17 protein-coding genes are annotated in these 21,065 nt (G+C 68.5%); 8 read left to right on the forward strand and 9 right to left on the reverse strand.

Annotated features, from left to right (window positions below; all coding sequences use genetic code 11):
- Positions 1-10: 10 nt before the first annotated feature.
- A complete protein-coding gene (gene trxA, locus FDA38_RS28215; protein WP_137257164.1) occupies positions 11-340 on the forward strand; it encodes a thioredoxin in 330 nt (109 codons plus the stop codon).
- 51 nt (positions 341-391) lie between these two features.
- Complete coding sequence (locus tag FDA38_RS28220; protein ID WP_137257165.1) at positions 392-1,396, forward strand: zinc-dependent alcohol dehydrogenase family protein; 1,005 nt, start codon at positions 392-394, stop codon at positions 1,394-1,396.
- A 3-nt stretch (positions 1,397-1,399) separates the two neighbouring features.
- Here FDA38_RS28220 and FDA38_RS28225 read toward each other — a convergent pair whose 3' ends face one another.
- The 5 genes from FDA38_RS28225 to FDA38_RS28245 form a co-directional block, all read right to left on the reverse strand.
- Entirely contained in the window at positions 1,400-2,260 is an 861-nt protein-coding gene (locus tag FDA38_RS28225; RefSeq protein ID WP_137257166.1) for an LLM class F420-dependent oxidoreductase, read from the reverse strand.
- A 53-nt stretch (positions 2,261-2,313) separates the two neighbouring features.
- Positions 2,314-3,849, reverse strand: coding sequence for a CehA/McbA family metallohydrolase (locus FDA38_RS28230; RefSeq protein WP_170989902.1), 1,536 nt, complete (start codon positions 3,847-3,849; stop codon positions 2,314-2,316).
- Between the two features lie 81 nt (positions 3,850-3,930).
- Entirely contained in the window at positions 3,931-4,953 is a 1,023-nt protein-coding gene (locus tag FDA38_RS28235; RefSeq protein ID WP_137257167.1) for an MBL fold metallo-hydrolase, read from the reverse strand.
- An 18-nt stretch (positions 4,954-4,971) separates the two neighbouring features.
- The gene (locus FDA38_RS28240) at positions 4,972-5,652 is read right to left on the reverse strand and encodes an SDR family NAD(P)-dependent oxidoreductase (protein WP_137257168.1); all 681 of its coding nucleotides are present in this window, start codon (positions 5,650-5,652) and stop codon (positions 4,972-4,974) included.
- A complete protein-coding gene (locus tag FDA38_RS28245; protein WP_137257169.1) occupies positions 5,649-6,614 on the reverse strand; it encodes an MBL fold metallo-hydrolase in 966 nt (321 codons plus the stop codon). Before FDA38_RS28245 ends, FDA38_RS28240 begins: the two co-directional genes overlap by 4 nt.
- 98 nt (positions 6,615-6,712) lie before the next feature.
- On the opposite strand from FDA38_RS28245, the gene FDA38_RS43565 reads away from it, so the two are divergent.
- Positions 6,713-9,289: a LuxR C-terminal-related transcriptional regulator gene (locus FDA38_RS43565; protein WP_137257170.1), complete on the forward strand. Its 2,577-nt coding sequence runs from the start codon at positions 6,713-6,715 to the stop codon at positions 9,287-9,289.
- Here FDA38_RS43565 and FDA38_RS28255 read toward each other — a convergent pair.
- The 3 genes from FDA38_RS28255 to FDA38_RS28265 are packed head-to-tail and all read right to left on the reverse strand — an operon-like array spanning position 9,286 to position 12,290.
- Positions 9,286-10,113: an amidohydrolase family protein gene (locus tag FDA38_RS28255; protein ID WP_137257171.1), complete on the reverse strand. Its 828-nt coding sequence runs from the start codon at positions 10,111-10,113 to the stop codon at positions 9,286-9,288. The genes FDA38_RS43565 and FDA38_RS28255 overlap by 4 nt on opposite strands.
- A 10-nt stretch (positions 10,114-10,123) precedes the next feature.
- Positions 10,124-11,095 carry an aldo/keto reductase gene (locus tag FDA38_RS28260; RefSeq protein WP_137257172.1) on the reverse strand — a complete coding sequence of 324 codons (972 nt, stop codon included), beginning with the start codon at positions 11,093-11,095 and terminating at the stop codon, positions 10,124-10,126.
- Positions 11,088-12,290, reverse strand: coding sequence for a mandelate racemase/muconate lactonizing enzyme family protein (locus tag FDA38_RS28265; RefSeq protein ID WP_202877867.1), 1,203 nt, complete (start codon positions 12,288-12,290; stop codon positions 11,088-11,090). Before FDA38_RS28265 ends, FDA38_RS28260 begins: the two co-directional genes overlap by 8 nt.
- A 185-nt stretch (positions 12,291-12,475) precedes the next feature.
- Here FDA38_RS28265 and FDA38_RS28270 point away from each other — a divergent pair, with 185 nt between their 5' ends.
- From FDA38_RS28270 to FDA38_RS28290, 5 genes are all read left to right on the forward strand, one after another.
- Positions 12,476-13,405 carry a LysR family transcriptional regulator gene (locus FDA38_RS28270; RefSeq protein ID WP_137257173.1) on the forward strand — a complete coding sequence of 310 codons (930 nt, stop codon included), beginning with the start codon at positions 12,476-12,478 and terminating at the stop codon, positions 13,403-13,405.
- A 165-nt stretch (positions 13,406-13,570) separates the two neighbouring features.
- Positions 13,571-14,494: a carbohydrate ABC transporter permease gene (locus FDA38_RS28275; RefSeq protein WP_233714969.1), complete on the forward strand. Its 924-nt coding sequence runs from the start codon at positions 13,571-13,573 to the stop codon at positions 14,492-14,494.
- Between the two features lie 10 nt (positions 14,495-14,504).
- Positions 14,505-15,380 (forward strand): carbohydrate ABC transporter permease, encoded by an 876-nt coding sequence (locus FDA38_RS28280; RefSeq protein WP_202877868.1) that lies wholly within the window; start codon positions 14,505-14,507, stop codon positions 15,378-15,380.
- A gap of 31 nt (positions 15,381-15,411) precedes the next feature.
- Complete coding sequence (locus tag FDA38_RS28285; RefSeq protein WP_137257175.1) at positions 15,412-16,770, forward strand: ABC transporter substrate-binding protein; 1,359 nt, start codon at positions 15,412-15,414, stop codon at positions 16,768-16,770.
- A 7-nt stretch (positions 16,771-16,777) separates the two neighbouring features.
- On the forward strand, positions 16,778-19,096 hold the full coding sequence (locus tag FDA38_RS28290) for a glycoside hydrolase family 95 protein (RefSeq protein ID WP_137257176.1): 2,319 nt from the start codon (positions 16,778-16,780) through the stop codon (positions 19,094-19,096).
- On the opposite strand, the gene FDA38_RS42720 is transcribed toward FDA38_RS28290, so the two are convergent.
- A complete protein-coding gene (locus tag FDA38_RS42720) occupies positions 19,093-21,027 on the reverse strand; it encodes a helix-turn-helix domain-containing protein (protein ID WP_233714970.1) in 1,935 nt (644 codons plus the stop codon). The two genes, FDA38_RS28290 and FDA38_RS42720, sit on opposite strands and share 4 nt — an antisense overlap.
- Positions 21,028-21,065: the final 38 nt, after the last annotated feature.

Below are 21,065 nucleotides of genomic sequence, written 5' to 3' on the forward strand. Positions count from 1 at the left end.
AGGAAACGTCATGCACAACGTCACCGACAGCGAGTTCGGCACGATGATCATGGACAGCGACAAACCGGTCGTCGTCGACTTCTGGGCCGAGTGGTGTGGCCCCTGCCGGCAGGTCACTCCCGTCCTCGAGGCCCTGGCCGCCGAACACGGCGACAAGCTGACCTTCGTCAAGCTGAACATCGACGAGAACCCCACCACACCGGCGTTCTACGGCGTGATCAGCATCCCGACCATCAACGTCTACGTGAACGGCGAACTCGCCAAGTCCATCGTCGGAGCCCACCCCAAGGCCGCCCTGCTCAGAGAACTCCAGCCGTACGCCGACCTCAACGATTCCTGAGAGGGAATTGAGGGTGGCAGGTGACGAGGACAGTGTTGAGCCGTGCAAACGATGAAGAGTTATCACATCCAGTACGGCGGCGGCCTCGAGAGCCTGCGGCTGCGTGAACACCCAGTGCCGGAGCCTGGTCCGACTGAGGTGCTGATCCGGATCCGGGCCAACTCGCTCAGCGCTCGGGAGCTGAATATTCTGCGTGGCCGCTACCCGCTCCCGGTCGCCGACGACATCATCGCCGCGTCCGACGGAGCCGGCGAGGTCGTCGCAGTAGGTGCCGAGGTCGACCGGTTCCAGGTCGGGGACCGGGTGATGGGGGTAGTGTTCCCGCGCTGGTTCGACGGGCGGTTCGACCTTGCCCGCGCGGATCAGCTCGGGGGTTCGCTCGACGGTCTGCTGACGGAGTACGCCGTACTCGATCAGGACGGGGTGCTGCCGATTCCTGGGGACCTCACGTTCGAGGAGGCGGCGACGCTGCCGTGTGTGGCGGTGACGGCGTGGAATGCTTTGGTGGGCGGTCAGGGCTTGGTGCCTGGCGAATCCGTCCTGACGTTGGGGTCCGGCGGGGTGTCGCTGTTCGCCTTGCAGCTGGCCAAGTTGCTCGGCGCGCGGGTGATCGCGACGGCCGGCAGTGACGAGAAGGCAGCCCGACTCACCGAGCTCGGTGCGGACGCAGTCATCAATCACAGGGACACGCCGGACTGGTCCAAGCAGGTGCGCGAGCTGACGGACGGGCGCGGCGTCGATCACGTCGTCGACGTGGCCGGGACCTTGAACGAGTCGCTGCGCGCCACGGCCACCGGCGGCGAGATCGCCTTCGTCGGATCGCTGGGCGGCGCCGACCCGGTCGACGCCCGCCTGCTGTTCACCTCGTCCGTCACGCTTCGGCCGATCGCGCTCGGACACCGGGCGCACTTCGAGGCGATGAACAAGGCCATCGCCGCGTCCGGCCTGCGCCCGGTCATCGACCGGGTCTTCCCCTTCGAGGAGACCCCGGCCGCCTTCCAGTACTACGTCGACGGCGGCGGCTTCGGCAAGATCGTCATCACCCAGCCGGCCTGACCACTAGGCGAGGCGCGGGATCACCTCGTCGGCCAGGCGAGTGGCGAACTCGACCGGGTTGCGGTCCGGCATGAACTGCAACTCGGTGATGCCGAGCTGCGCGTACTGTTCGGCGGCGGCGAGGAAGGCGTCCGGGTCCTCGAGCGCGCGATCGGTGTACACAGCGGTCTTGGTGATGCTGTCGTAGTCGCGGCCCTCGGCGTCACAGTGTGCACGCAGTACGTCGAGCTTGTGCGCCACATCCTCAGGGCTGACCGCGAACAGGTTGCACGCGTCGGCGTACCGCGCGACCAGCAGCAGCGTCTTCTTCTCGCCTCCGCCGCCGACCATGATCTGCGGTCGCGGAGACGAGATCGGCGCAGGCACGCACAGCGTCTCCGCCAGCTGGTAGTGGCGGCCGTCGTACGGCCCGTTGTTGTCGCTCCACATCTGCTGACAGATCTGCAGGCTCTCCTCGAGCCGCTCGAAACGCTCACCCATCGGCACCACCGGTACGCCGAGAGCACGCTGCTCCCGCTCGTACCAAGACGCGCCGATACCAAGGAACGCGCGACCACCAGACAGCACGTCCAGCGTGGTCACGATCTTCGCGAGCAGACCGGGATAGCGGTACATCACACCGGTGACCAGCAGGCCCAGCTGTAGCCGCTCGGTTCGAGCGGCTACATAGCCGAGCGTGGTGTACCCCTCCAGCATGGGCTCCTCGGCGTCGCCGCGATGCTCCATCTGGAAGTAGTGGTCCATCACGGTGAACCGGTGGAACCCGGCGTCCTCGGCGATCCGGGCCGTCTCGGCCAGGGTCGGCGCGATCCCGGCCGTGTCGGCCGGATCGGAGTACGTCCAGTAGTGCAGCCCGAGCTTCACCGAGACCTCCGCTGGTGTCTTCCCGACAACTGAGAACACACCAGAGCCTAGACCTAGCTCTTGCCGAGGAAGATCGGGTTGGTCAGTGCCGCCATCGCCCCGAAGGTCAGGCCCGGGTCCATCGACGTATGACCGGCCGTCCCGTCCGCAAGCGGGTGACGAACCTCCGCGCGGACGAACGCGGCCGACAACGGCGTGGTCAGCCAGGTCACCGTGCCGGCTCCGGTGCTGTCGAGGCTGCTCTGCAGCATCTGCCCTTCATCGGTCAGGATCCGCACAGTGCCGTTCGGTACGCCGCTGACCCGCGCGCTGACCGTGATCTGCTCGTTGGGTTGCGCCGACAGCCGCTCACCGATCCCAGCCTTGCGCCCGTACGCCGAGGTCGCCGTGAACTCGAGGTCGACCTGCGCGGACTCGGCGATCCACGACCGCCCGGCCCGGATACCCGCCAGGATCGCGTCCTTGGTCAGGTCATCAGCGAGTACGACGTTGTGCGGCAGGCCGATCACGTTGCCGGGGTTGTGCGCGTCGCTGTTGCCCATCGCGGGTAGCCACCGCTTCTTCTCCCGCACCGCCGCAGCCAGCAGGTTCGCCCAGGTGGACACCGCGGCGTCGTCGTCCCAACCCCACGGGCCGGTCCACACCTCGGTCGCGTCGAGTCCCTCGAACCCGAACTTCCACTCGCTGGCGATCCACGGGCAGTACATATGCGCCGAGACGCACAGCCCGCCGACCCGATGAACCTGCTGCTGGATCCGGTCGAAGACACCGTCGCGAGCCCGGAACCGCCAATCCACCCACTGACCCGGACGGGTACCGAGAGCGAGCCAATGGCCGTTGCGGGTCGTGACCTCCTCCCCCGTGACGATCAGCAGGTCATCGCCGGCGTACGGCCCCCATGAGCCGTGCGAGGCGTTGGTGTTGTGATCGGTCGACACGATGAAGTCCAGGCCGGCCGCACGGGCGCCCGCGGCGACGTCGGCAGGCAGGTTGCGGCCGTCGGAGTACACGGTGTGCAGGTGGCAGTCGCCGCGGTACCAGTCCCGGCCGCGTCCCTTCGCCCGGGTCGGCGGGTACGCCGGGACGTAGCGCGGCCCGGGCTCGCCGTACGTGAGCGTGATCTCGACGTGGTAGTCCAGACCCGGCGGGGCGACCTGGTACGGGCCGAGGACGATGTGCCACGTCCCCGGCATCACGTCGCCGGGCAGGTATCCCGGGGTCGCTTCGGTCCGGCTGATGCTGAACTCGGTGCGGAAACCACCGGACCAGCCGCGGAAGCCGGACCCGTCGAAGTCGAAACCGCGCGCGTCGAAGATCCCGATGTCGCAGGAGTTGCCCGGCGTACCCGCGGGAACCGCCGGCTTGGAGTAGCTGTAGCTCACCGAGATCTGCTGCACACCTCGCGGGACATTGACCGGCAGGTACACGAAGTCGGTCGGCCCGGGTGCGATATGCCCTTCCACCACCTGGGTCTTGGTACCGGTCGCGGCTGCGGCGAAGCTCACCGGGGCCAGCGCGACGATCGTGCCGGTGCCGGCTGCGGCCAGCAGGCCCCTCCTGGTGATGGCGGTCATTGCGGCGTCAGTCATGTCGGAAACCAAACACTCCACGGCATCCGCCAGGCAACGCCGAAATGACCGCCACGCGAACCGACGATGATCCGGTGCCCGTCAGGGATGGATCTGGGAGCCCACTCCGAGGTCGAGGCGGACCGATTCGAGGATCAGGAACGTCGTGGTCGCCGTGTAGACGTCGGCCGCGGCGAGGACCCCGAGGTACTTCTTGATCACCGGGTCGGACGCGTACTTCACCTGCGCGGCCTGGTACTCCTTCACCGCCGCCCAGGCGTTGTTCCCGTACTTCGCGAAGTACGGCGTCGGGTCGACGTTGGCCAGGGCCAGCTTCACGTTCGCGACGATGTCGTCGATGTACTGCCGGTACACGACCATGTCCTGCCGGGTCCCGAGCCGGCCCATGTGACCGCCGATGTAGTGCTTCCACGGATACGACAGGGCCTTGCCGGGCGCCGCCATCGAGCCGGGCACGTCCTCGTTGATGTTGAAGAAGTCGAACGGCACCCACCCGGGCAGGTTGACGTCGACGAGCATCAGCGTGTCGTGGTCCGGGAAGTGGATGTAGATGTTGTCCGGCGTGTGGTTGGTCCCGTGGTACGCCAGCTCGATCCGCTCGCCGCCGACCCGCAGCGTCTTGCGACTCTCGAAGGTGACGTCCGGCACCGGCCGCGTCGGGTCGTTGTCCCGGGCAAGCAATCTCTTGTTCTCGGTGTGCCCGATCCGGGTCACGTGCTTGCCGAACAGCGACGACGCACCGAGGTGGTCGGCGTGATGGTGCGAGTAGACGATGTGCGTCACCTTGTTCGGTACGCCGTTCGCCGCCGCGATCTCGTTGATCGCCCGCTGCAGGTTCTGACCGATCGACGGCGGCGCGTCGAACAGGACCACCCCGTCCTTCGTCGTCAGGAACGCCGCCTGGTACGTGCTGTCCGTGACCCAGTACAGGTTCTTCTGCACCCGGCCGACGAAGTAGCCCTGCGCATTCACCGCCGGGCCGAGCGCGGACGGCGGGATCGGTGCGTAGTCCGGCAGCGTGTCCGCGCTGGCAGGCAGTTCGCCGAGCATCGGGAGCGCGGCCAGCGCGGCCCCACCGGCGAGGAAGGTACGACGATTCGTCATGACAGTCCTTACACAAACTCAGGCGCCGTACGTCGGCACGATCGCGCCGCTCACGACCGCGGCGGCATCACTGACCAGGAACGCGATGACCTCGGCCACGGCCGCAGGTTTCACCGCATGGGCGAGTACTTCCGGCGGCAGGTACGGCCGGGTCTTGTCCGTGTCGAGCAGCGCCGGCGCGACCGCGTTCACGCGAATCCCCAGCGGCCGCAGCTCGAGATCGAGCACCCGGACCAGCTGGACCAGAGCCGCCTTGCTCACGGCGTACGTCGTCATCCCCGCGGCCGGCTCGAGACCAGGTCGGGCCGCGACGTGCACGATCGACCCTCCCCCGCGCTCGCGCAGATACGGCACGACTGCCTGCGTGAGCCAGAGCGCGGCGCCCGCGTTGACGTCCAGCATCAGCTGAAGGTCGTCCGGCGTTGCGGCCAGCGCGTCACCCAGGTGGTAGGTGCCGAGCGTGTTCACGAGCACCTCGGGCGGGCCGACCTCGGTTGCGATCTGGTCGACGATGCTCTTCGCCGCAGCGGGATCGGTCGTGTCGGCGGCCCGCGACTCGATGCCGTCGGGCAACTCCTTCAGTGCCTCGGCATTCCGGTCGACTCCGACGACGGTGAAGCCCGCCCCGGCCAGCTTCGCGGCCGTCTCCCGGCCGAGCTCCCCGCCTGCGCCGACGACGATCGCCACCCGCGCGCTCATGGGTGCACCTGCGATCCGCCGCCGAGATCGAGCCGGATCGACTGCAGGATCGAGAACGTCGTGGTCGTCGTCAGCGCGGGTACGTCGGCAGCCCCGAGAACGCCGGTGTACTTCGCGATGACCGGCGCCGCGGCCGCATCGGTGACGGCGTCGAGGTACCCGGCGACACCGGCCCACGCGTTCGCGCCGTACCTGGCGAAGTACGGCGTCGGATCGACCGAGCCGAGGGCGGCGTGTGAGCTGTCCACGATGTCGGCGATGTAGCGCTGATGCAGTCCGACGTCGTCACGGGTGCCGAGCCGGCCGAGGTGACCGCCGATGTAGTTCGTCCACGAGTACTCCTGCGCGCGGTCGGGAGCCTCCAGGTATCCGGGGACGTCCTCGCTGAGGTTCAGGTTGTAGATCGGTACCCAGCCGACGTTCACGACGTCGATCAGCATCATCGTGTCGTGGTCCGGGAAGTGGATGTAGATGTTGTCCGGCGAGTGGTTCGGCCCGTGGTACGCGAGCTCGGCCCGCGAGCCGCCGACCTCGAGCGTGTAGTTCTCCTCGAACGTCACCTCAGGCACCGGCCGGGCCCGGTCGTTGTCCCGCTGCAGCAGCCGCCGGGTCTCCGCGTGACCGATCCGGACCACATCTCCGAACAGGTACGACGCCCCCGCATGGTCGGCGTGGTGGTGCGAGTACACCAGGTGCGTCACCGTGTTCGGCAGGTTCTCGGCCGCGGTGATCTCGTCGACGGCCCGGCGGAGGTTGTTGCCGATCGTCGGCGGTGCGTCGAAAAGCACCACCCCGTCGGGTGTCGCGAGGAACGCGGACTGATAGGTGCCGTCGGTGACCCAGAACAGGTTGCCCTGCACGCGTCCGACGTAATAACCGTCCGCGTTCAGCTCTGGACCGAGTGCCGCCTCGGGCACCGGAACGTACTCCGGGAACGCCGGCGCGGTGTCGGGGATGGACATTGCTGATCTCCCTCCGGGCTTGGTCGTTCCAGCCTCGCGAGCGGACCGCGTAGCGGCGTCGCCAGGATCCGGTGATTTCCAGGGGTTACGCTGACCGGGTGCCCGGACGAACTGGCGCAGCTCCACAAGGTCTGATCCACCGCCACGACCTGATCGCCGCGCTCGACCGCGCCACGAAGAAGCAGGTCACGATCGTGTCCGCGCCGGCCGGCACCGGGAAGACCTCGCTGCTGCGGAGCTGGTCCGAGCACAGCGGCCGACCGACGGCGTACCTGTCGATCCGTCCGGACCAGTACGACGCGCAGCTGTTCTGGCTCGCCTTGCTCGACGCCGTTCGCCGCGCGACCGGGAGTTCGGAGCCGCCCCCGACCGCACCCGGCTTCAACGGGCCGGAGGCCGTCAAGGCCGAGCTGGCCGCCGTTGACGGCGAGTTCGTGCTGATCATCGATGATCTGCACGAACTCAGCTCGCCCGAGGCGATCGGTCAGCTGACGACACTGCTGAGGACGCTACCGACGGGTGTCCACGCGATCGTGGCCACCCGCGGTCTGTCGACGTTGCGGCTGCAACGACTGCGACTGCTCGATGAGCTGGCCGAGATTCGTGGCACCGACCTGCCGTTCACCGAGGCGGAGACCCGCGAGCTGCTCGCGACCGCCGGGATCACGCTGACGGACCGGTCTCTCGCCGTACTGCGGAAGCGGACCGAGGGCTGGGCTGCCGGCCTGCGATTGGCGATCCTGTCGCTGGCCGGGCATCCGGATCCCGAGCGGTTCGTCGCGGAGTTCTCCGGCACCGACCGGACCGTCGCGGAGTACCTGCTGGCGGAGATGCTGGACAATCAGCCGGCCGAGGTACAGCGTCTGCTGCTCCGCACCTCGGTGCTGGACCGGGTCAACGGCGAGCTGGCCGAGCTGCTGACCGGCACCCGAGGCTCCGAGCGGATCCTGCTCGCGCTCGAGGACGCCAACGCGTTCGTCGTGTCGCTCGATCATGAGCGGACCTGGTTCCGGTATCACAACCTGTTCCGGGACCTGCTGCGGCTGGAGTTGCGGCGTACGGACGACGTACATCAGCTGCATCGGGTCGCGGCCGGCTGGTTCGAGGAGCATGGCGATGTCGCGGAGTCGACCCGGCATCTGCAGGCGGCCGGGGACTGGACCGAAGCGGCCCAGCTCCTCACCGATCATGCGCTCGGCCTGACACTCGACGGCCAGGCCGCGACCGTCGCCGCGCTGCTGCGCTCGTTCCCGAGCGGCGCGGGAGTCCGCGGTCTGGCGCTTGCGCACGCGGTCGCCGAGCTCAACCGCGGCCGTCCGGACGAGGCCGTCGCTCATCTCGCGGTCGCGCGCGCGGACCTGACCAAGGCTCCCGAGGATCGCCGGCATCGCGTCCGTACGACGATCGCCGCGCTCGATCTGCTGGCGGCCCGGCTGCGCGGCAACTTCGACGGCGTCATCGAGCGCGTCGAGGCGTTGCCGTCAGCAACCACCACGTCGACCGCGGACGTTGTGCTGAGCAACGATGCACGCGCCACAGCGCTACTCAATCTCGGCGTCTCCGCCGCCTGGTCACTACGGCTGTCCGAGAGCGAGAAGTATCTGCTGGAAGGCGCCGAGGCAGCCCGTGAGATCGGGCGTCCGTACCTCGAGGTCGCCTGCCTCGCGCACCTCGGCTTCGCCGCGACCCGGGACTCGCTGACCAGAGTCCGCCAGTACTGCAACGATGCCGTCGAGCTGGCGACCCGGCACGGCTGGGCGTCAGAGCCTGTGATCGCGCCCGCGTACATCACCCTGGCCGGCACGCTCAGCTGGACCGGCGAGTTCGACCAGGCTGCGGAATGGCTCGCCCGGGCGCGGGACGCCGTACCCGCGGGTGGTGAGCCAGGCACCCAGTTGCTCCTGCACCTGGCTGCGGCGACGTTGTCTGCGGGCCGGGGTCGGTATGAGGAGGCGTTGGCCGCGCTGATGGCTGCGACCGAGGTGCGCATGACCGGCAGGCATGCTCTGACCGCTCGGGTCCTCGGGTGGATGATCGAGCTGCGAGTCCGCCTCGGCCAGCTCGACAAGGCCCGGGCGACGCTCGCCGCCGTCGACGAGCGGCTCGTTGCGACCGCGGAGATCCGCAACGCCATCGCCGTACTTCGTCTCGCTGAAGACGAGCCGGACGCGGCACGAGCCGAGCTCCGTCCTGTGCTGGACGGCTCGGCATCTCGCAATCCGCGACTCAGCTTGATCGAGGCCTATCTGCTCGACGCGCACGCGAGCCGGGCGCTGGGCGACGACAAGGCAGCCCGCGCCGCGACCGAGCGCGCCCTGCATCATGCCGAGCCGGATCGCATCATCCTCCCGTTCCTGATGACCGGTTCCGCATCGCTGCTCACCGGCCTCCCGTCGCACAGTGCGACGCACGCCGCGCTGATGACCGAGATCATCGACGCAACCTCGGTCGATCCGGTCGGGCTGGTCGATACCCTCAGCCGGACGGAGCTGCGCGTACTGCGTTACCTGCCGACCAACCTGACCCGTCCGGAGATCGCCGGCAAGCTGTCGGTCTCGCTGAACACCGTGAACACGCACATCCGGCACATCTACACCAAGCTCGGCGTGACCGACCGTTCGACCGCCGTGCAGCGCGCCCGCGATCTTCGGCTGTTGTCGACCGGGCGCAACTAGAGCGAGTAGACGCGCTCGGCGTTCCCGCCGTACACCAGCTCCTGCTCGGCCGCGCTGAGCTCCGGCAGCGCAGCCTGCAGGCCGGCCAGCACCTCGCCGTACGAGCCGGCCAGGAGGCAGACCGGCCAGTCCGACCCGAACAACACCCGGTCTGTGTCGAACCACTCGACGACGTGCTCCACGAACGGGCGCAGATCGTCGGCCGTCCACCGGCTCCAGTCGGCCTCGGTCACGATGCCCGACAGCTTCACGGCGACATTCGGTGCCGCGGCCAGACCGGGCATCAACTCGCTCCACGCGGCATCGACGCCATCCACGATCCGCGGCTTCGCGATGTGATCGAGCACGAACTGCAGGTCCGGGAACGCATGCGCGGTGGCAATCGCAGCGGGCAGCTCCCGCGCGCGGACGAGTACGTCGTACGCCAGCCCGCGATCCTGCACAGTGGTCAGACCACGTCGTACGTCGTCCCGCAGCAACCAGTCGGCATCCGGCTCGTCGTGGACCTGGTGCCGGATCCCGATCAGCCGCCCGGGACCGGCGAGCAGCTCATCCAGGTCGTCGCCGACCTTCGGTGAGGTCAGGTCGACCCACCCGACGACACCGGCCACGAAGTCCGCGTCCAGCCGCAGGAACTCCCGCGTCTCGTCGAGGTCGGACAATGTCTGGACGAGCACTGTGCGATCGATGCCGGCAGCAACCAGCACGTCGCGCAGGTCGTCGGGAGTGAACGCCCGCCGGACCGGATCCATCACGTCGCCGACCATCCACGGGTAGCTGTACCGCGCGGGATCCCAGAAATGGTGATGTGCGTCGACTCGCATGTTCGCTCCCTCAGTCGATCAGGCCGGCGTTCCACAGGTCGGTCCACAACGCGCGCGGGATCTCCACGTCCAGCAGCGTCAGGTCGGCGTCGAGTTCGTTGACGGTCCGCGCACCGATCAGCACCGTGCTGACCCGCGGATGTGCGAGCGGGAACTGCAGCGCGGCCGCGGCCAGCGGTACGTCGTACTTCCGGCAGAGGTCCCGGATCGCGACCGCCTTCGCGACGACCTCATCCCGTGCCGGGACGTAGTCGAACGATGCCCCGGGCAACGGATCGACCAGGATGCCGCTGTTGAACACGCCGCCGATCACGACCGAGACCTCACGCTCCTCGCAGGCCGGCATCAGGTCGGCCAGCGAAGACTGGTCGAGCAGCGTGTACCGGCCGGCGAGCAGGACCACGTCGAGGTCGCACGCGCGAACCAGCGCGGCGAGTGGCGCCGAGTGGTTCATGCCCGCACCGATCGCACGCACCAGCCCAGCCGAGCGCAGATCGCGCAGCGCGGCGTACCCGGTCGTGGCCGCCTCGCTGAGGTGATCGTCGGGGTCGTGCATGAGCAGTACGTCGAACCGGTCGAGCCCGGTCCGCTCCAGGCTCTCCTCGACCGAACGCCGGATGCCGTCGTAGCTGTAGTCCCACACCGGACCGACCGGCGGTACGTCGAGGTAGAACGGCACGCCGTCGTGGTACTGCGTCTCGTCGCGCGGCGCGTCCGCGCGGAGCAGCCGACCGACCTTGGTCGAGATCACCAGCCGGTCCCGGTCGACCTTCGCCACCGCGCGACCGACCCGCTGCTCGGCGAGGCCGTGCCCGTACAGCGGAGCCGTGTCGAGGTAGCGGATCCTGCTGTCGAGCGCGCAATCGACCACGGTGATCGCATCGGAGTCGCTGATCGCCTGCTGAAAGTTGCCCAGGGCAGCGGTTCCGAGTCCGATCCGCGGCACGAACAGGTCCGTGCGGCCGACCTGTACCTCAGTCATCGGAGGTCCGGCCGCCGACACCGCGCAACTGCCATTTCTCCCGCGCCTCCTTGCGTACCGCGGTCGACGCACCCGGCGTCTGCGGCCGCTCGGCGAACCCGTCGTTCACCACACTGCGCGACTCGAACACGTCCTGCGTCCACGGAATGAACTCCAGCAACGGCGGACTCTCACTGAGTACGACGCCGGCGAGATGCTGATGCACCTGCATCATGTCGCCGGCATGCGGGACCAGCCGCAGCCCACGTGCTCCCGCATGCTGAGCGACTTGCAACCACTCGGTCACGCCGGCCAGCCGGGTCACGTCAGGCTGGACCACGCGGACGGCGTCGGCCTCGATCAGGCCGGTGAATGCGTGGTACGAGTACAGGCTCTCCCCCGCGGCAACGTCGACCGTCCCGACGGCCTGCAGACGGCGATGAGCGCCGAGGTCGTCGGCATGCACCGGCTCCTCGATCCAGTCCATCCCGGCCTCGGCGAGCACCGGGAGCATCCGCTGCGCGGTGGCGAGATCCCAACGCTGGTTGGCGTCTGCCATCACGGTGATATCGGATCCGACCGCCTTCCGTACGGCGCGGACCCGGGACGCGTCCTCGCGCCAGTCCGGCGTACCGACCTTGATCTTCACCCGTCGCCAGCCGCGGTCGATCAGCGAACCGAGGTCGCGGACCACCTCGGCGACGCTCAGGTTCAGCCAGCCACCGTCGGTGTTGTACGTCTCGATCGGGTCGGCGGAACCGCCGAGCAGCCGCCACAACGGCACACCCGCGCGCTGCGCGGCCAGGTCCCAGAGCGCGATGTCGACCATCGACAGCGCCATATGCACGACGCCGGCACGGCCGATCCAGTGCGTCGGCAACCAGTACAGGCGCTTCCAGGTCCCGAGGATGTCCTCCGACGATGCGCCGACGAGCGCTGGTGCGTAGTACCGGTCGACGACGTGGCACAACATCTCCGAACCGGTGTGGACCCCGGAGATGCCGGTGCCGACGCGACCGTCGGCGGTCCGGATCTCGACCACCGGGACGGTCCACGACGTGAGCGCCGCGGTCGAGTCCGCCAGCGGTTGTGCGAGCGGTACGGCGAGCGCATACGTCTCGACCGAGACGATCACGTTGCCCTCGTCGCCCGGTCGAAGATCGTGCCGCGCCGGCGACAACAGCCCCAGCGCCTCCTGCGGCATCTCGAGTTCCACTCGCGGGCCCTTCCGTTCCAGGCTGATTCGGCTCTGCCATTCAGGCACGCCGGACCGGCCCGGAACAACGACGATGTACGAATACAGACCTTTCGTACGACGAATACCGATGGCCGCGGACCCGCGGCGGCCGACTGGTACCGTCCGGAGAAAACCGGCCCGAGCTGCGGAAGGAGGCAACCGTGATGGACGTCGAATTGTCCTGGCTCCGGACCTGGATCGAGGTCGTCGACTCCGGCGGATTCGCCCGCGCGGCGGCCCGGATGCATCTGTCCCAGCCGCGGGTCTCGGCTCGCGTGGCCAGTCTCGAGCGGGCGCTGGACTGCGTCCTGATCGAGCGCCGGATGCGGCCGTTGACCCTGACCGACGACGGGCAGCGGCTGCTCCCCCGCGCCCGGCTGATCGTCACCGCGATGGACGACACCGTCTCCGACATGCGCTCGACGGCGGGCTCGTTCACCGGCAAGCTGGCCGTCGCCAGTTTCGCCAGTGCCAGCTCGGAGTTCCTGCCGGACCTGCTGATGCAGTTGCGTACGGCGAACCCGCTGCTGGAGATCGCCGTACTCGACGGGGACGTCCAGGTGATCGACGACTGGTTGTCGGACCGCCGCGCCGCCGTCGCACTGCGTCCGCTCCGTCCTGAGCCCGCCGACCATGCCCTGATCCACCGCGGTATCTGGCGCGAACCGTTTGTCGTCCTGGCGCCACCCGGGCATCCCGTCCTGGACCACGACTCGATCGGCCTCGACGATGTCGCGGCGCATCCGGTGATCACGATCGGCGATCCGCTCGGCGATCCCAGCCTCGGCTACGAGGCCTGGTCCGCCATGCAGGCCAGCCGGATCGTGCCCGCCGCGGGGATCGTCTCGCACCAGCCGACGACGCTCGCGGCGATGGTGCGGGCCGGTCACGGCATCGGGCTGGTCAACAGTCTCGCGGCCGCGATGGTGCGTACCGACGGGCTCGAGGTCCGCGAGGTAAGCAGCCATCACCTGTACCGCGACGTCGGCCTGTGGTGGCACGCGGAACGGCCGCTGAGCCGCGCCACGCAGGCGTTCGTCGACCTCGTACTGGCGGCGGACCGGCCGGCCGGCACGCTGCCGATCCCGGACTAGGGTCCTATTCGCCGGACGAATACTTCCGATCCGGGATGCGTCGTTGCACCTCCGCGGGCCGCCATGACTGAATGTCGGCAAGGTTAATTCCGCGAGTCGCGCCGCATTCGCAGGTGATCATTCCGAACCGCGACTCGCCGCATTTGTTCCGCGAAGGAGCCCATTGTGGTGACAGTCGCCGCCGGCGCACGCCTGCGCGCACAACGAGCCGCCGGACCGGCCCATCGGTCCGACTGGAAACTCGCCCTCGTGCTCATTCTCCCGGCCGCCGCCGGTTTCATCACGTTTGCCGCCGTACCGGTATTGCGTGGCATTTACCTGAGCTTCACGAGATTCCGCATCCTGACGCCGCCGACCTGGACCGGTCTGGACAATTACCGTCGATTGCTGACCGACGCCGTGTTCTGGAAGTCGCTCGCCGTCACCGCGGAGTACGTCGTACTCTCCGTCGTCATCGGTCTCGCCGTGTCGCTGGCGACCGCGGTGATCATGCACCGGCTGACCCGCTCGGCGGTGATCCGCGGACTCGTGCTGCTGCCGTTCCTGGTGTCCGGCGTCGTCGCGGCGCTGATCTGGCAGTGGATGCTTGATCCGGGCCTCGGCATCGTCAACGTCGTGGTCAAGGCGATCACCGGCCACGAGATCCTGTTCCTCGGATCGCAGGGCTGGGTGATCCCGACGCTGGCGTTCATCGGCGTCTGGAAATCGATGGGCTACAACGCGATCCTGATCTTCGCCGGGCTGCAGACGATCGCGCCGCAGATCTACGAGGCCGGCCGGATCGACGGCGCCAGCGAGCCGCGGATGTTCCGGTACCTGACGCTGCCGCTGCTGCGGCCGATCATGGCGATGGTCGCCGTACTGACCGTGATCAGCTCGTTCCAGGTCTTCGACCTCGTGGCCGTCACCACGAAAGGCGGGCCGGCCGACGCGTCGAAGGTGCTGCCGCTCTACATCTACGCCAAGGGGTTCAGCGAGTTCGACTTCGGCTACGCGCTGACCATGTCGATGGCGCTGTTCGTGCTGCTGCTGGCGATCACCTTCGTGCAGTTGCGGCTGCTGCGCGCCAACGAGTCCGACACGAACTGAGGCGCCCACCGTGAAGCTATCCCTGGGCCGGACCGTTGCCTGGATCTACCTGGTGCTGTTCCTGGTCGTCACGCTCTTTCCCTTCTACTGGATCGTCCGTACGGCGCTGTCCAACAACTTCGCGCTGCTCGACCACCCGTCGTCACTGCTGCCGGTCGACGTCACGCTCGGGCCGTTCGAGCGGGTGCTCGGACTCGCCAGCCGTGAGCAGGCGGTCGCCGAGGGCGGATCCGGCGCCACCATCCAACTCGGCCTATATCTGCGGAACTCGGTCATCTACGCCACCGCACTCACCGTTCTGGTGGTGTTCTGTTCGCTGCTCGCGGCGTACGCGTTCTCGCGGTTGCGCTGGCGGGGCCGGGACGTGGTCTTCGGCGTCTTCCTCAGCGCGCTGATGATCCCCGGCATCATGACCCTGCTGCCGAACTTCGTGCTGATCCACGACCTCGGCCTGACCAACACCTTCGCCGGTCTGATCCTGCCCGGCGCATTGTTCTCGGCGTTCAGCATCTTCTTCCTGCGTCAGTTCATGCTCGGGCTGCCGACCGAGATCGAGGACGCCGCGCTGATCGACGGCCTCGGCCGGTTCCGGTTGCTGTTCCGGATCACGGTCCCGATGAGCCAGGGGCCGATCACCACCCTCGCCCTGCTGACCTTCATCAACGCCTGGAACGACTACTTCTGGCCGCTGATGATCGCCGGCAACTCCGACGTCCGGCCGCTGACCGTTGCCCTCGGCGTCTTCCAGCAGGCCTCACCGCAGACCCAGCCGGACTTCGCCGGCCTGATGGCGGCCACCCTCGTCGCCGCGTTCCCGATGCTCGCACTCTTCACGCTCTTCGGCCGGCGCATCGTCGACTCGATCGGCTTCACCGGACTCCGGTAGCCGGCCTCATCACCTTCCGAAAGGGGAAACGGTGAAAACCTCACGCCTCACCAAGGTCATCACGCTCACCGCCGCCGTACTCACCGCCGTCGCCGGCTGCTCGAACGGCGGGGACTCCGGCGACGCGAGCGGCAGCACCACCGTCAACTGGTGGACCTGGTCGCCCGACCAGGCGATCGCCTACCAGCAATGCGTCCCGGCGTTCGAGAAGGCCAACCCGGACATCAAGGTGAAGATCACCAACTACAACGTCAGCGACTACTTCACCAAGCTGACCTCCGGCTTCGTCTCCGGCGACGCGCCGGACGCGTTCATGAACAGCGTGACGTTCCTCCAGTCGTACGCCGGGCAGGGGCAACTGCTCGCGCTCGACGACTACCTCAAGAAGGACAACGTCGACCTCGGGAAGTACGCGATCGGGACCGAGGGCTGGAAGTACAAGGACGGCAAGCAGTACGCGCTGCCGATGGACTGGGCCACCGGAGCCCTGTACTACAACAAGGACCTGCTCGCGAAGGCCGGCTACACCGACAAGGACGTTGCCGCCCTCAACTGGACCTCCGGGGACGGCGGCACGTTCTGGAAGATGATCAAGCATCTGACTGTCGATGCCGCCGGCAAGCGTGGTGACCAGCCGGGCTTCAACCCGGCGACCGTCAAGACCTACGGCCTCGGCAACCTGGAGTCCACCGGCGACCCGTTCGGCCAGAACGCGTGGGGCTGGCTGCTGCCGAACGACGGCATCAACATCCCCGACAAGTCGCAGTGGGCGACGGTCTTCAACTACAACGACCCGAAGGTCGTGCAGTCGGTCAAGCTCGTCCGCACGCTCGCCAACGACGGCTTCACGCCGAAGCTCAACCAGTTCACCACCGCGAACAGCCAGCAGGTCGGGTCCGGGAAGGTCGCGATGGTCGTCGGCGGCACCTGGGAGGCCGCGACGTACGCCGGGCTGAAGGGCACCAAGGTCGGTACGGCGCCACTGCCGGCCGGCGCCGACGGCAAGCGGGCGCTGATGACCAATGCCAACGGCAACAACCTCTGGGCCGGCTCGAAGCACCCGGACCAGACCTGGAAATGGGTCTCGTACCAGGAGAGCGAGGAGTGCCAGACCACCGCGTCGAAGTACAACGCGTCCTTCTTCCCGTCGATCGCGGCCTCGATGAAGGCGCTCACCGACCAGCAGACCGCGAAGGGTACGGACTTCTCGGTGTTCAACAACTACCTCGCCAGTGGCGAGCTCGTCCCGTGCCCGGTCTACAACAACGGCGCTGCCCTGACCAACGCGATGACGCCGCAGTTCGAGGCATACTTCACCAACAAGGCAGATGAAAGCATCTTCCCGAAGATGCAGGACCAGAGCCGCACGATGCTCGCGGAAGGCAAGTAGACAACCCATGCTGATCGCATCACCCGCGGCCGGACCGCGTTCCCAGGTCGTCCCCGCCGGCACCCTCTGGTACGACCGGCCCGGCGAGCGCTGGTTCGAGGCGCTGCCCGTCGGCAACGGCCGCCTCGGCGGCATGGTGTACGGCGGGGCACCGGCCGAGCGGATCGACCTGTCCGAGTCGACGGTGTGGTCCGGCGGACCGTCGCCGTGGACCGCCGACCTGAGTCCGACCGCCCGGGAGCAACTGCCGAACGTCCGGAAGTTGCTCTTCGCGGGTGAGTACGCCCAGGCCCAGCAGCTGGCAGGCGAGCACCTGCTGGGCACCCGGGCCTCCTTCGGCACGAACCTGCCGCTTCCCTACTTGTCCCTGACCTTCGACCACGGGTCGGTGACCAACTACCGGCGAGCGCTCGACCTCGACACGGGGCTGGCATCGGTCAGCTACGAGGCCGACGAGGTCCGCTTCACCCGGGAGGTCCTCGCGTCGCATCCGCACGGCATCATCGCCGTACAGCTGACGGCGAGCCGGCCCGGAGCGATCAGCTTCACGGCGCGGCTCGACGGATCGGTCTTCCCGGGGACGACCGGGACCGGGATCGCGTTCAGCGGCAAGGCCGTCGAGTCGTTGCACAGCGACGGCTCGACGGGAGCTCTGGTCGAGGTCCGCGGGCACGTCGAGGCGAGCGGCGGGACGACGACGCTCACCGAGGGCAGGTGTGAGGTCGTCGGCGCGGACTCCGCCGTACTGTTCGTTGCCGTTGGCACCGACTGGGACAGCGCCGATCCCGTGCGGCAGGTGTCGGAGCTGTTGGTTGCGGCGGTCGAGGCTGGGTACGACGAGGTCCGCGCCGCGCATGTGGACGACCACTCGGGTCTGATGCGGCGGGTGTCGCTGGACCTGGGCGGCGAGCGGGACGACGTACCGACGGATCGGCGGCGGGAAGGGCTGGCTTCGGGAGAGCGGGACGACGGGCTGCTGGCGCTGTACTTCCAGTACGGCCGCTACCTCACCGTGGCCGGGTCGCGCGCCGACTCGCCGCTTCCGCTGGCACTGCAGGGATTGTGGAACGACGGTCTGGCGAGCAGCGCCTCGTGGAGCAACGACTTCCACCTCGACATCAACACCCAGCAGAACTACTGGGCCGCCGAATCCACCAACCTCGCCGAGTGCCACACTCCCCTCTTCAGCTTCCTCGAGCGACTCGGTGCCAGCGGCCGTTCGACTGCGACGCAGATGTACGACACCCCCGGCTGGGTCGCGCACACGGTCACCGACGCCTGGGGCTACTCCGCACCGGGCACCGCGCTGGGCTGGGGCCTCAACGTCACCGGCGGCGCGTGGCTCGCCACCCACCTCTGGGAACACTACGAGTACGGCGGAGACCTTGCCTTCCTGCGTGACGTCGCCTATCCCGTCCTGCGGGACGCCGCGCTCTTCCAGCTCGCGTACCTGACCGAGGACCCGGCCACCGGCAACCTCGTCGGCGGCCCCTCCGAATCACCCGAGAACTGGTACGTCGCCCCCGACGGATCCCGCTGCTCCGTTGCCATGGGCAACACTGTGGACACGGTCTTCGCCACTGCGATCCTGCGCGACTGCAGTGCCGCCGCGGAGGTACTGGGTGTAGACGCCGAGCTGCAGCAGCGGATCACGGCGGCTCTCACGCGGATGACGCCGTACCGCGTCGGCCGCCACGGTCAGCTGCAGGAGTGGCTGCACGACTTCGAGGAGGCCGACCCGGCCCATCGACACACCTCCCACCTCTGCGCGCTGTACCCCGAACGCCAGATCACGCCGCGCAGTACTCCGGAGCTCGCCCGCGCCGCCGAGGTCACGATCGAGCGACGGCAGAGCGCGGACGGCTGGGAGCAGACCGAATGGGTCGAGGCCAACTTCGCCCTGTTCTACGCCCGCCTCCTGCAAGGCGACCAGGCGCTCGTCCACCTCATCAGCCTGGTGGCCGACGCCAGCGAGGCCAACCTGCTGAGCTACTCGGTCGGCGGCGTCGCCGGAGCCGCCCAGAACATCTACTCGTTCGACGGCAACGCAGGCGGCACCGCCGCGGTGGCCGAGCTCCTGGTCCAATCCGACCCCACCGAACTCGAGCTACTCCCGGCCCTCCCGACCAGCTGGCCGAACGGCTCCGTCCACGGCCTCCGGGCGCGCGCCGGCCTCACCGTCGACATCACCTGGACAGACGGCCGCCTCGCCCACGCCACCATCCACCCAGCGCAGTCCGGCCAGCACAGTGTCCGGTACGGCAATCACATCCTCGACCTCGATCTGACCGGTCAGGAGCCGATCACGATCACGGTCCAGGACTAGGCGGATTCGAGGCGGCTCAGGGGCAGGTGGCCCAGTTGTTTGCGGGAGGTGATGTCGAGCTTCAGGTAGATCTTCCGCAGGTGCCAGTCGACGGTGTGCCGGCTGATGTAGAGCTCGGCTCCGATCTCGGGGTTGGAGAGGCCGTCCCGGGCGAGCCGGGCGATCTGGGATTCCTGGCTGGTGAGTAGGCGGCTGTGCTCGGTGCGGCTGCGGGCCGAGCCGCCGGCGGCGAGCACCTCGCGGCGGGCGCGTTCGGCGTACGCCTCGGCTCCGATCTGGGTGAACAGGTCGTGTGCGGCCTGGAGTTGCACGCGGGCGTCCTTGCGTCGGGCGTCGCGGCGCAACCATTCGCCGTACAAGAGCCGTGCGCGGCCTAGGTGGACGGTGATGCGTGTCTGCTCGAGGCGCTCGATCGCCTCCCGGTAGAGGGCTTCGGGGTCGTCGCTCAGGAGTGCGCGCGACCAGGCCTGCACGCCGAGCGCCCAGTTCGTGCCGGCGGCGGCGGTTCGTTCCCGGACCTGTCGCAGGGCAGCGGCAGCCTCCTCCTGTGCGCCGCTTCGCCAGGCCGCTTCGACCAGTTCGACCTGGGCGAAGCCGTAGAGGCCCAGGTCGTCGAACTCACAGGCCTTCCGGGCCGCCGACAGCGCGACGTCGTACCGCCCGAGAGCGTTGTGCAGGATGGCGCTCACGTAGCCCATGCCACCGATCCATCGGGCCTCGCCGCGCTCGGTCGTGTCCTCGACATCGGCACGGAACCGGTCGGCAAACTCCAGCGGAGCAACGCCGCGCCATGCGGCCAGCAACATCGGCGGGTAGTTCACGGCCGCGCCACCCGTCGCCGTGGAGATCGCGTTGCCCTCCTCCATCAGCGCCGACGCCGCCGCGAACTCGCCGCTGTGCAGATGGACGACGGCGCGGTAACCGAGTGCGAGCGGTAGCAGCGAGAGCGCACCGGACTCCCGGCACAACCGGACCGCCTGCGAGGCCAGGTCGTGCCATTTCCGGTCGTCCCACAGATCGCCCGCAACCAGCCAGGGCAGCCAGAACCACCGCAGTACGACGTTCTCGTCGGCGCCGGCGAAGGCATCCAGGGCCTGCCGCAGCGGCGCGACGCCGGCCACATAGCCGTCCGTGAACCGGGTCGCCAGCCCATCGAGAAGAAGATCAGTCGGACGTAAGTCGGTCCCGGCCGACAGAGCGGTCCGCGCAGCAACGGCTACTTCACGCGAGCCGACCGGGCCATGCAGGCGACCGGCGTAGATCGTAGCGCCGAGCGCCTCCAGGTAGGTGTCGCGCGCCGTCTCGACGTCAAGCGGAGCGAGCAGGTCGGCCGCGGCGAGCAACGGGGCCGGCGCACTGGCGCCACGATTGAGCACGAACACGATCTGCGCCTGGAGTCGAGCGACCATCGCGCGACCGAGATCGTCCATCGGGCAACCCGCTGCCAAAGCCAGCAGCGCGGTCGCGGCGTCGAGCGCGCCCGACTCGAACTTCGCCCGCGCGGCCGCAAGAGTTCGCCGGCCACGACGGCGCGGGTCCGGGGTCAGCTCGGCAGCTCGCTCGAGAAACGCAGCAGCAGCGGCTATGCCGCCCCGAGCCTCGGCCCGTACGGCGGACTGCTCCAGCTGATCGGCCACGGACTCGTCCGGCCACAACGTCGCCTGGCCGCGATGCCAGGCGTGCCGATCGGGTTCGAGTACGGCGTCGATCGCGCTGGCCAGCGCATTGTGCACAGCAAGCCGGTCCGTTGCGGACGCGGACCGGTAGATCGCTGAGCGCACCAACGGATGACGGAACCGGACGTGGGCGCGAAGATCGATCAGTCCCTCCTGCTGCGCAGCCGCGGCGGCATCGGATCCGAGGCCCAGGAGAGTCGCCGACCGCCACAGCAGTGCGACGTCTCCCATCGGCTCGGCCGCCGCCGTCAGCACGAGCTGTCGGGTGTCGGCCGGAAGGGCCTCGAACTGTC

It is taken from the genome of Kribbella jiaozuonensis, from assembly GCF_005233875.1.
GTDB classification, from domain to species: domain Bacteria; phylum Actinomycetota; class Actinomycetes; order Propionibacteriales; family Kribbellaceae; genus Kribbella; species Kribbella jiaozuonensis.

Coding starts and splice junctions, on each gene's coding strand:
- FDA38_RS28270 (WP_137257173.1), top strand. CDS start 12,476: ATGGACGTCGAATTGTCCTGGCTCCGGACCTGGATCGAGGTCGTCGAC.
- FDA38_RS28240 (WP_137257168.1), bottom strand. CDS start 5,652: ATGAGCGCGCGGGTGGCGATCGTCGTCGGCGCAGGCGGGGAGCTCGGC.
- FDA38_RS28245 (WP_137257169.1), bottom strand. CDS start 6,614: ATGTCCATCCCCGACACCGCGCCGGCGTTCCCGGAGTACGTTCCGGTG.
- trxA (WP_137257164.1), top strand. CDS start 11: ATGCACAACGTCACCGACAGCGAGTTCGGCACGATGATCATGGACAGC.
- FDA38_RS28220 (WP_137257165.1), top strand. CDS start 392: ATGAAGAGTTATCACATCCAGTACGGCGGCGGCCTCGAGAGCCTGCGG.
- FDA38_RS28230 (WP_170989902.1), bottom strand. CDS start 3,849: ATGACTGACGCCGCAATGACCGCCATCACCAGGAGGGGCCTGCTGGCC.
- FDA38_RS28235 (WP_137257167.1), bottom strand. CDS start 4,953: ATGACGAATCGTCGTACCTTCCTCGCCGGTGGGGCCGCGCTGGCCGCG.
- FDA38_RS28255 (WP_137257171.1), bottom strand. CDS start 10,113: ATGCGAGTCGACGCACATCACCATTTCTGGGATCCCGCGCGGTACAGC.
- FDA38_RS28260 (WP_137257172.1), bottom strand. CDS start 11,095: ATGACTGAGGTACAGGTCGGCCGCACGGACCTGTTCGTGCCGCGGATC.
- FDA38_RS28290 (WP_137257176.1), top strand. CDS start 16,778: ATGCTGATCGCATCACCCGCGGCCGGACCGCGTTCCCAGGTCGTCCCC.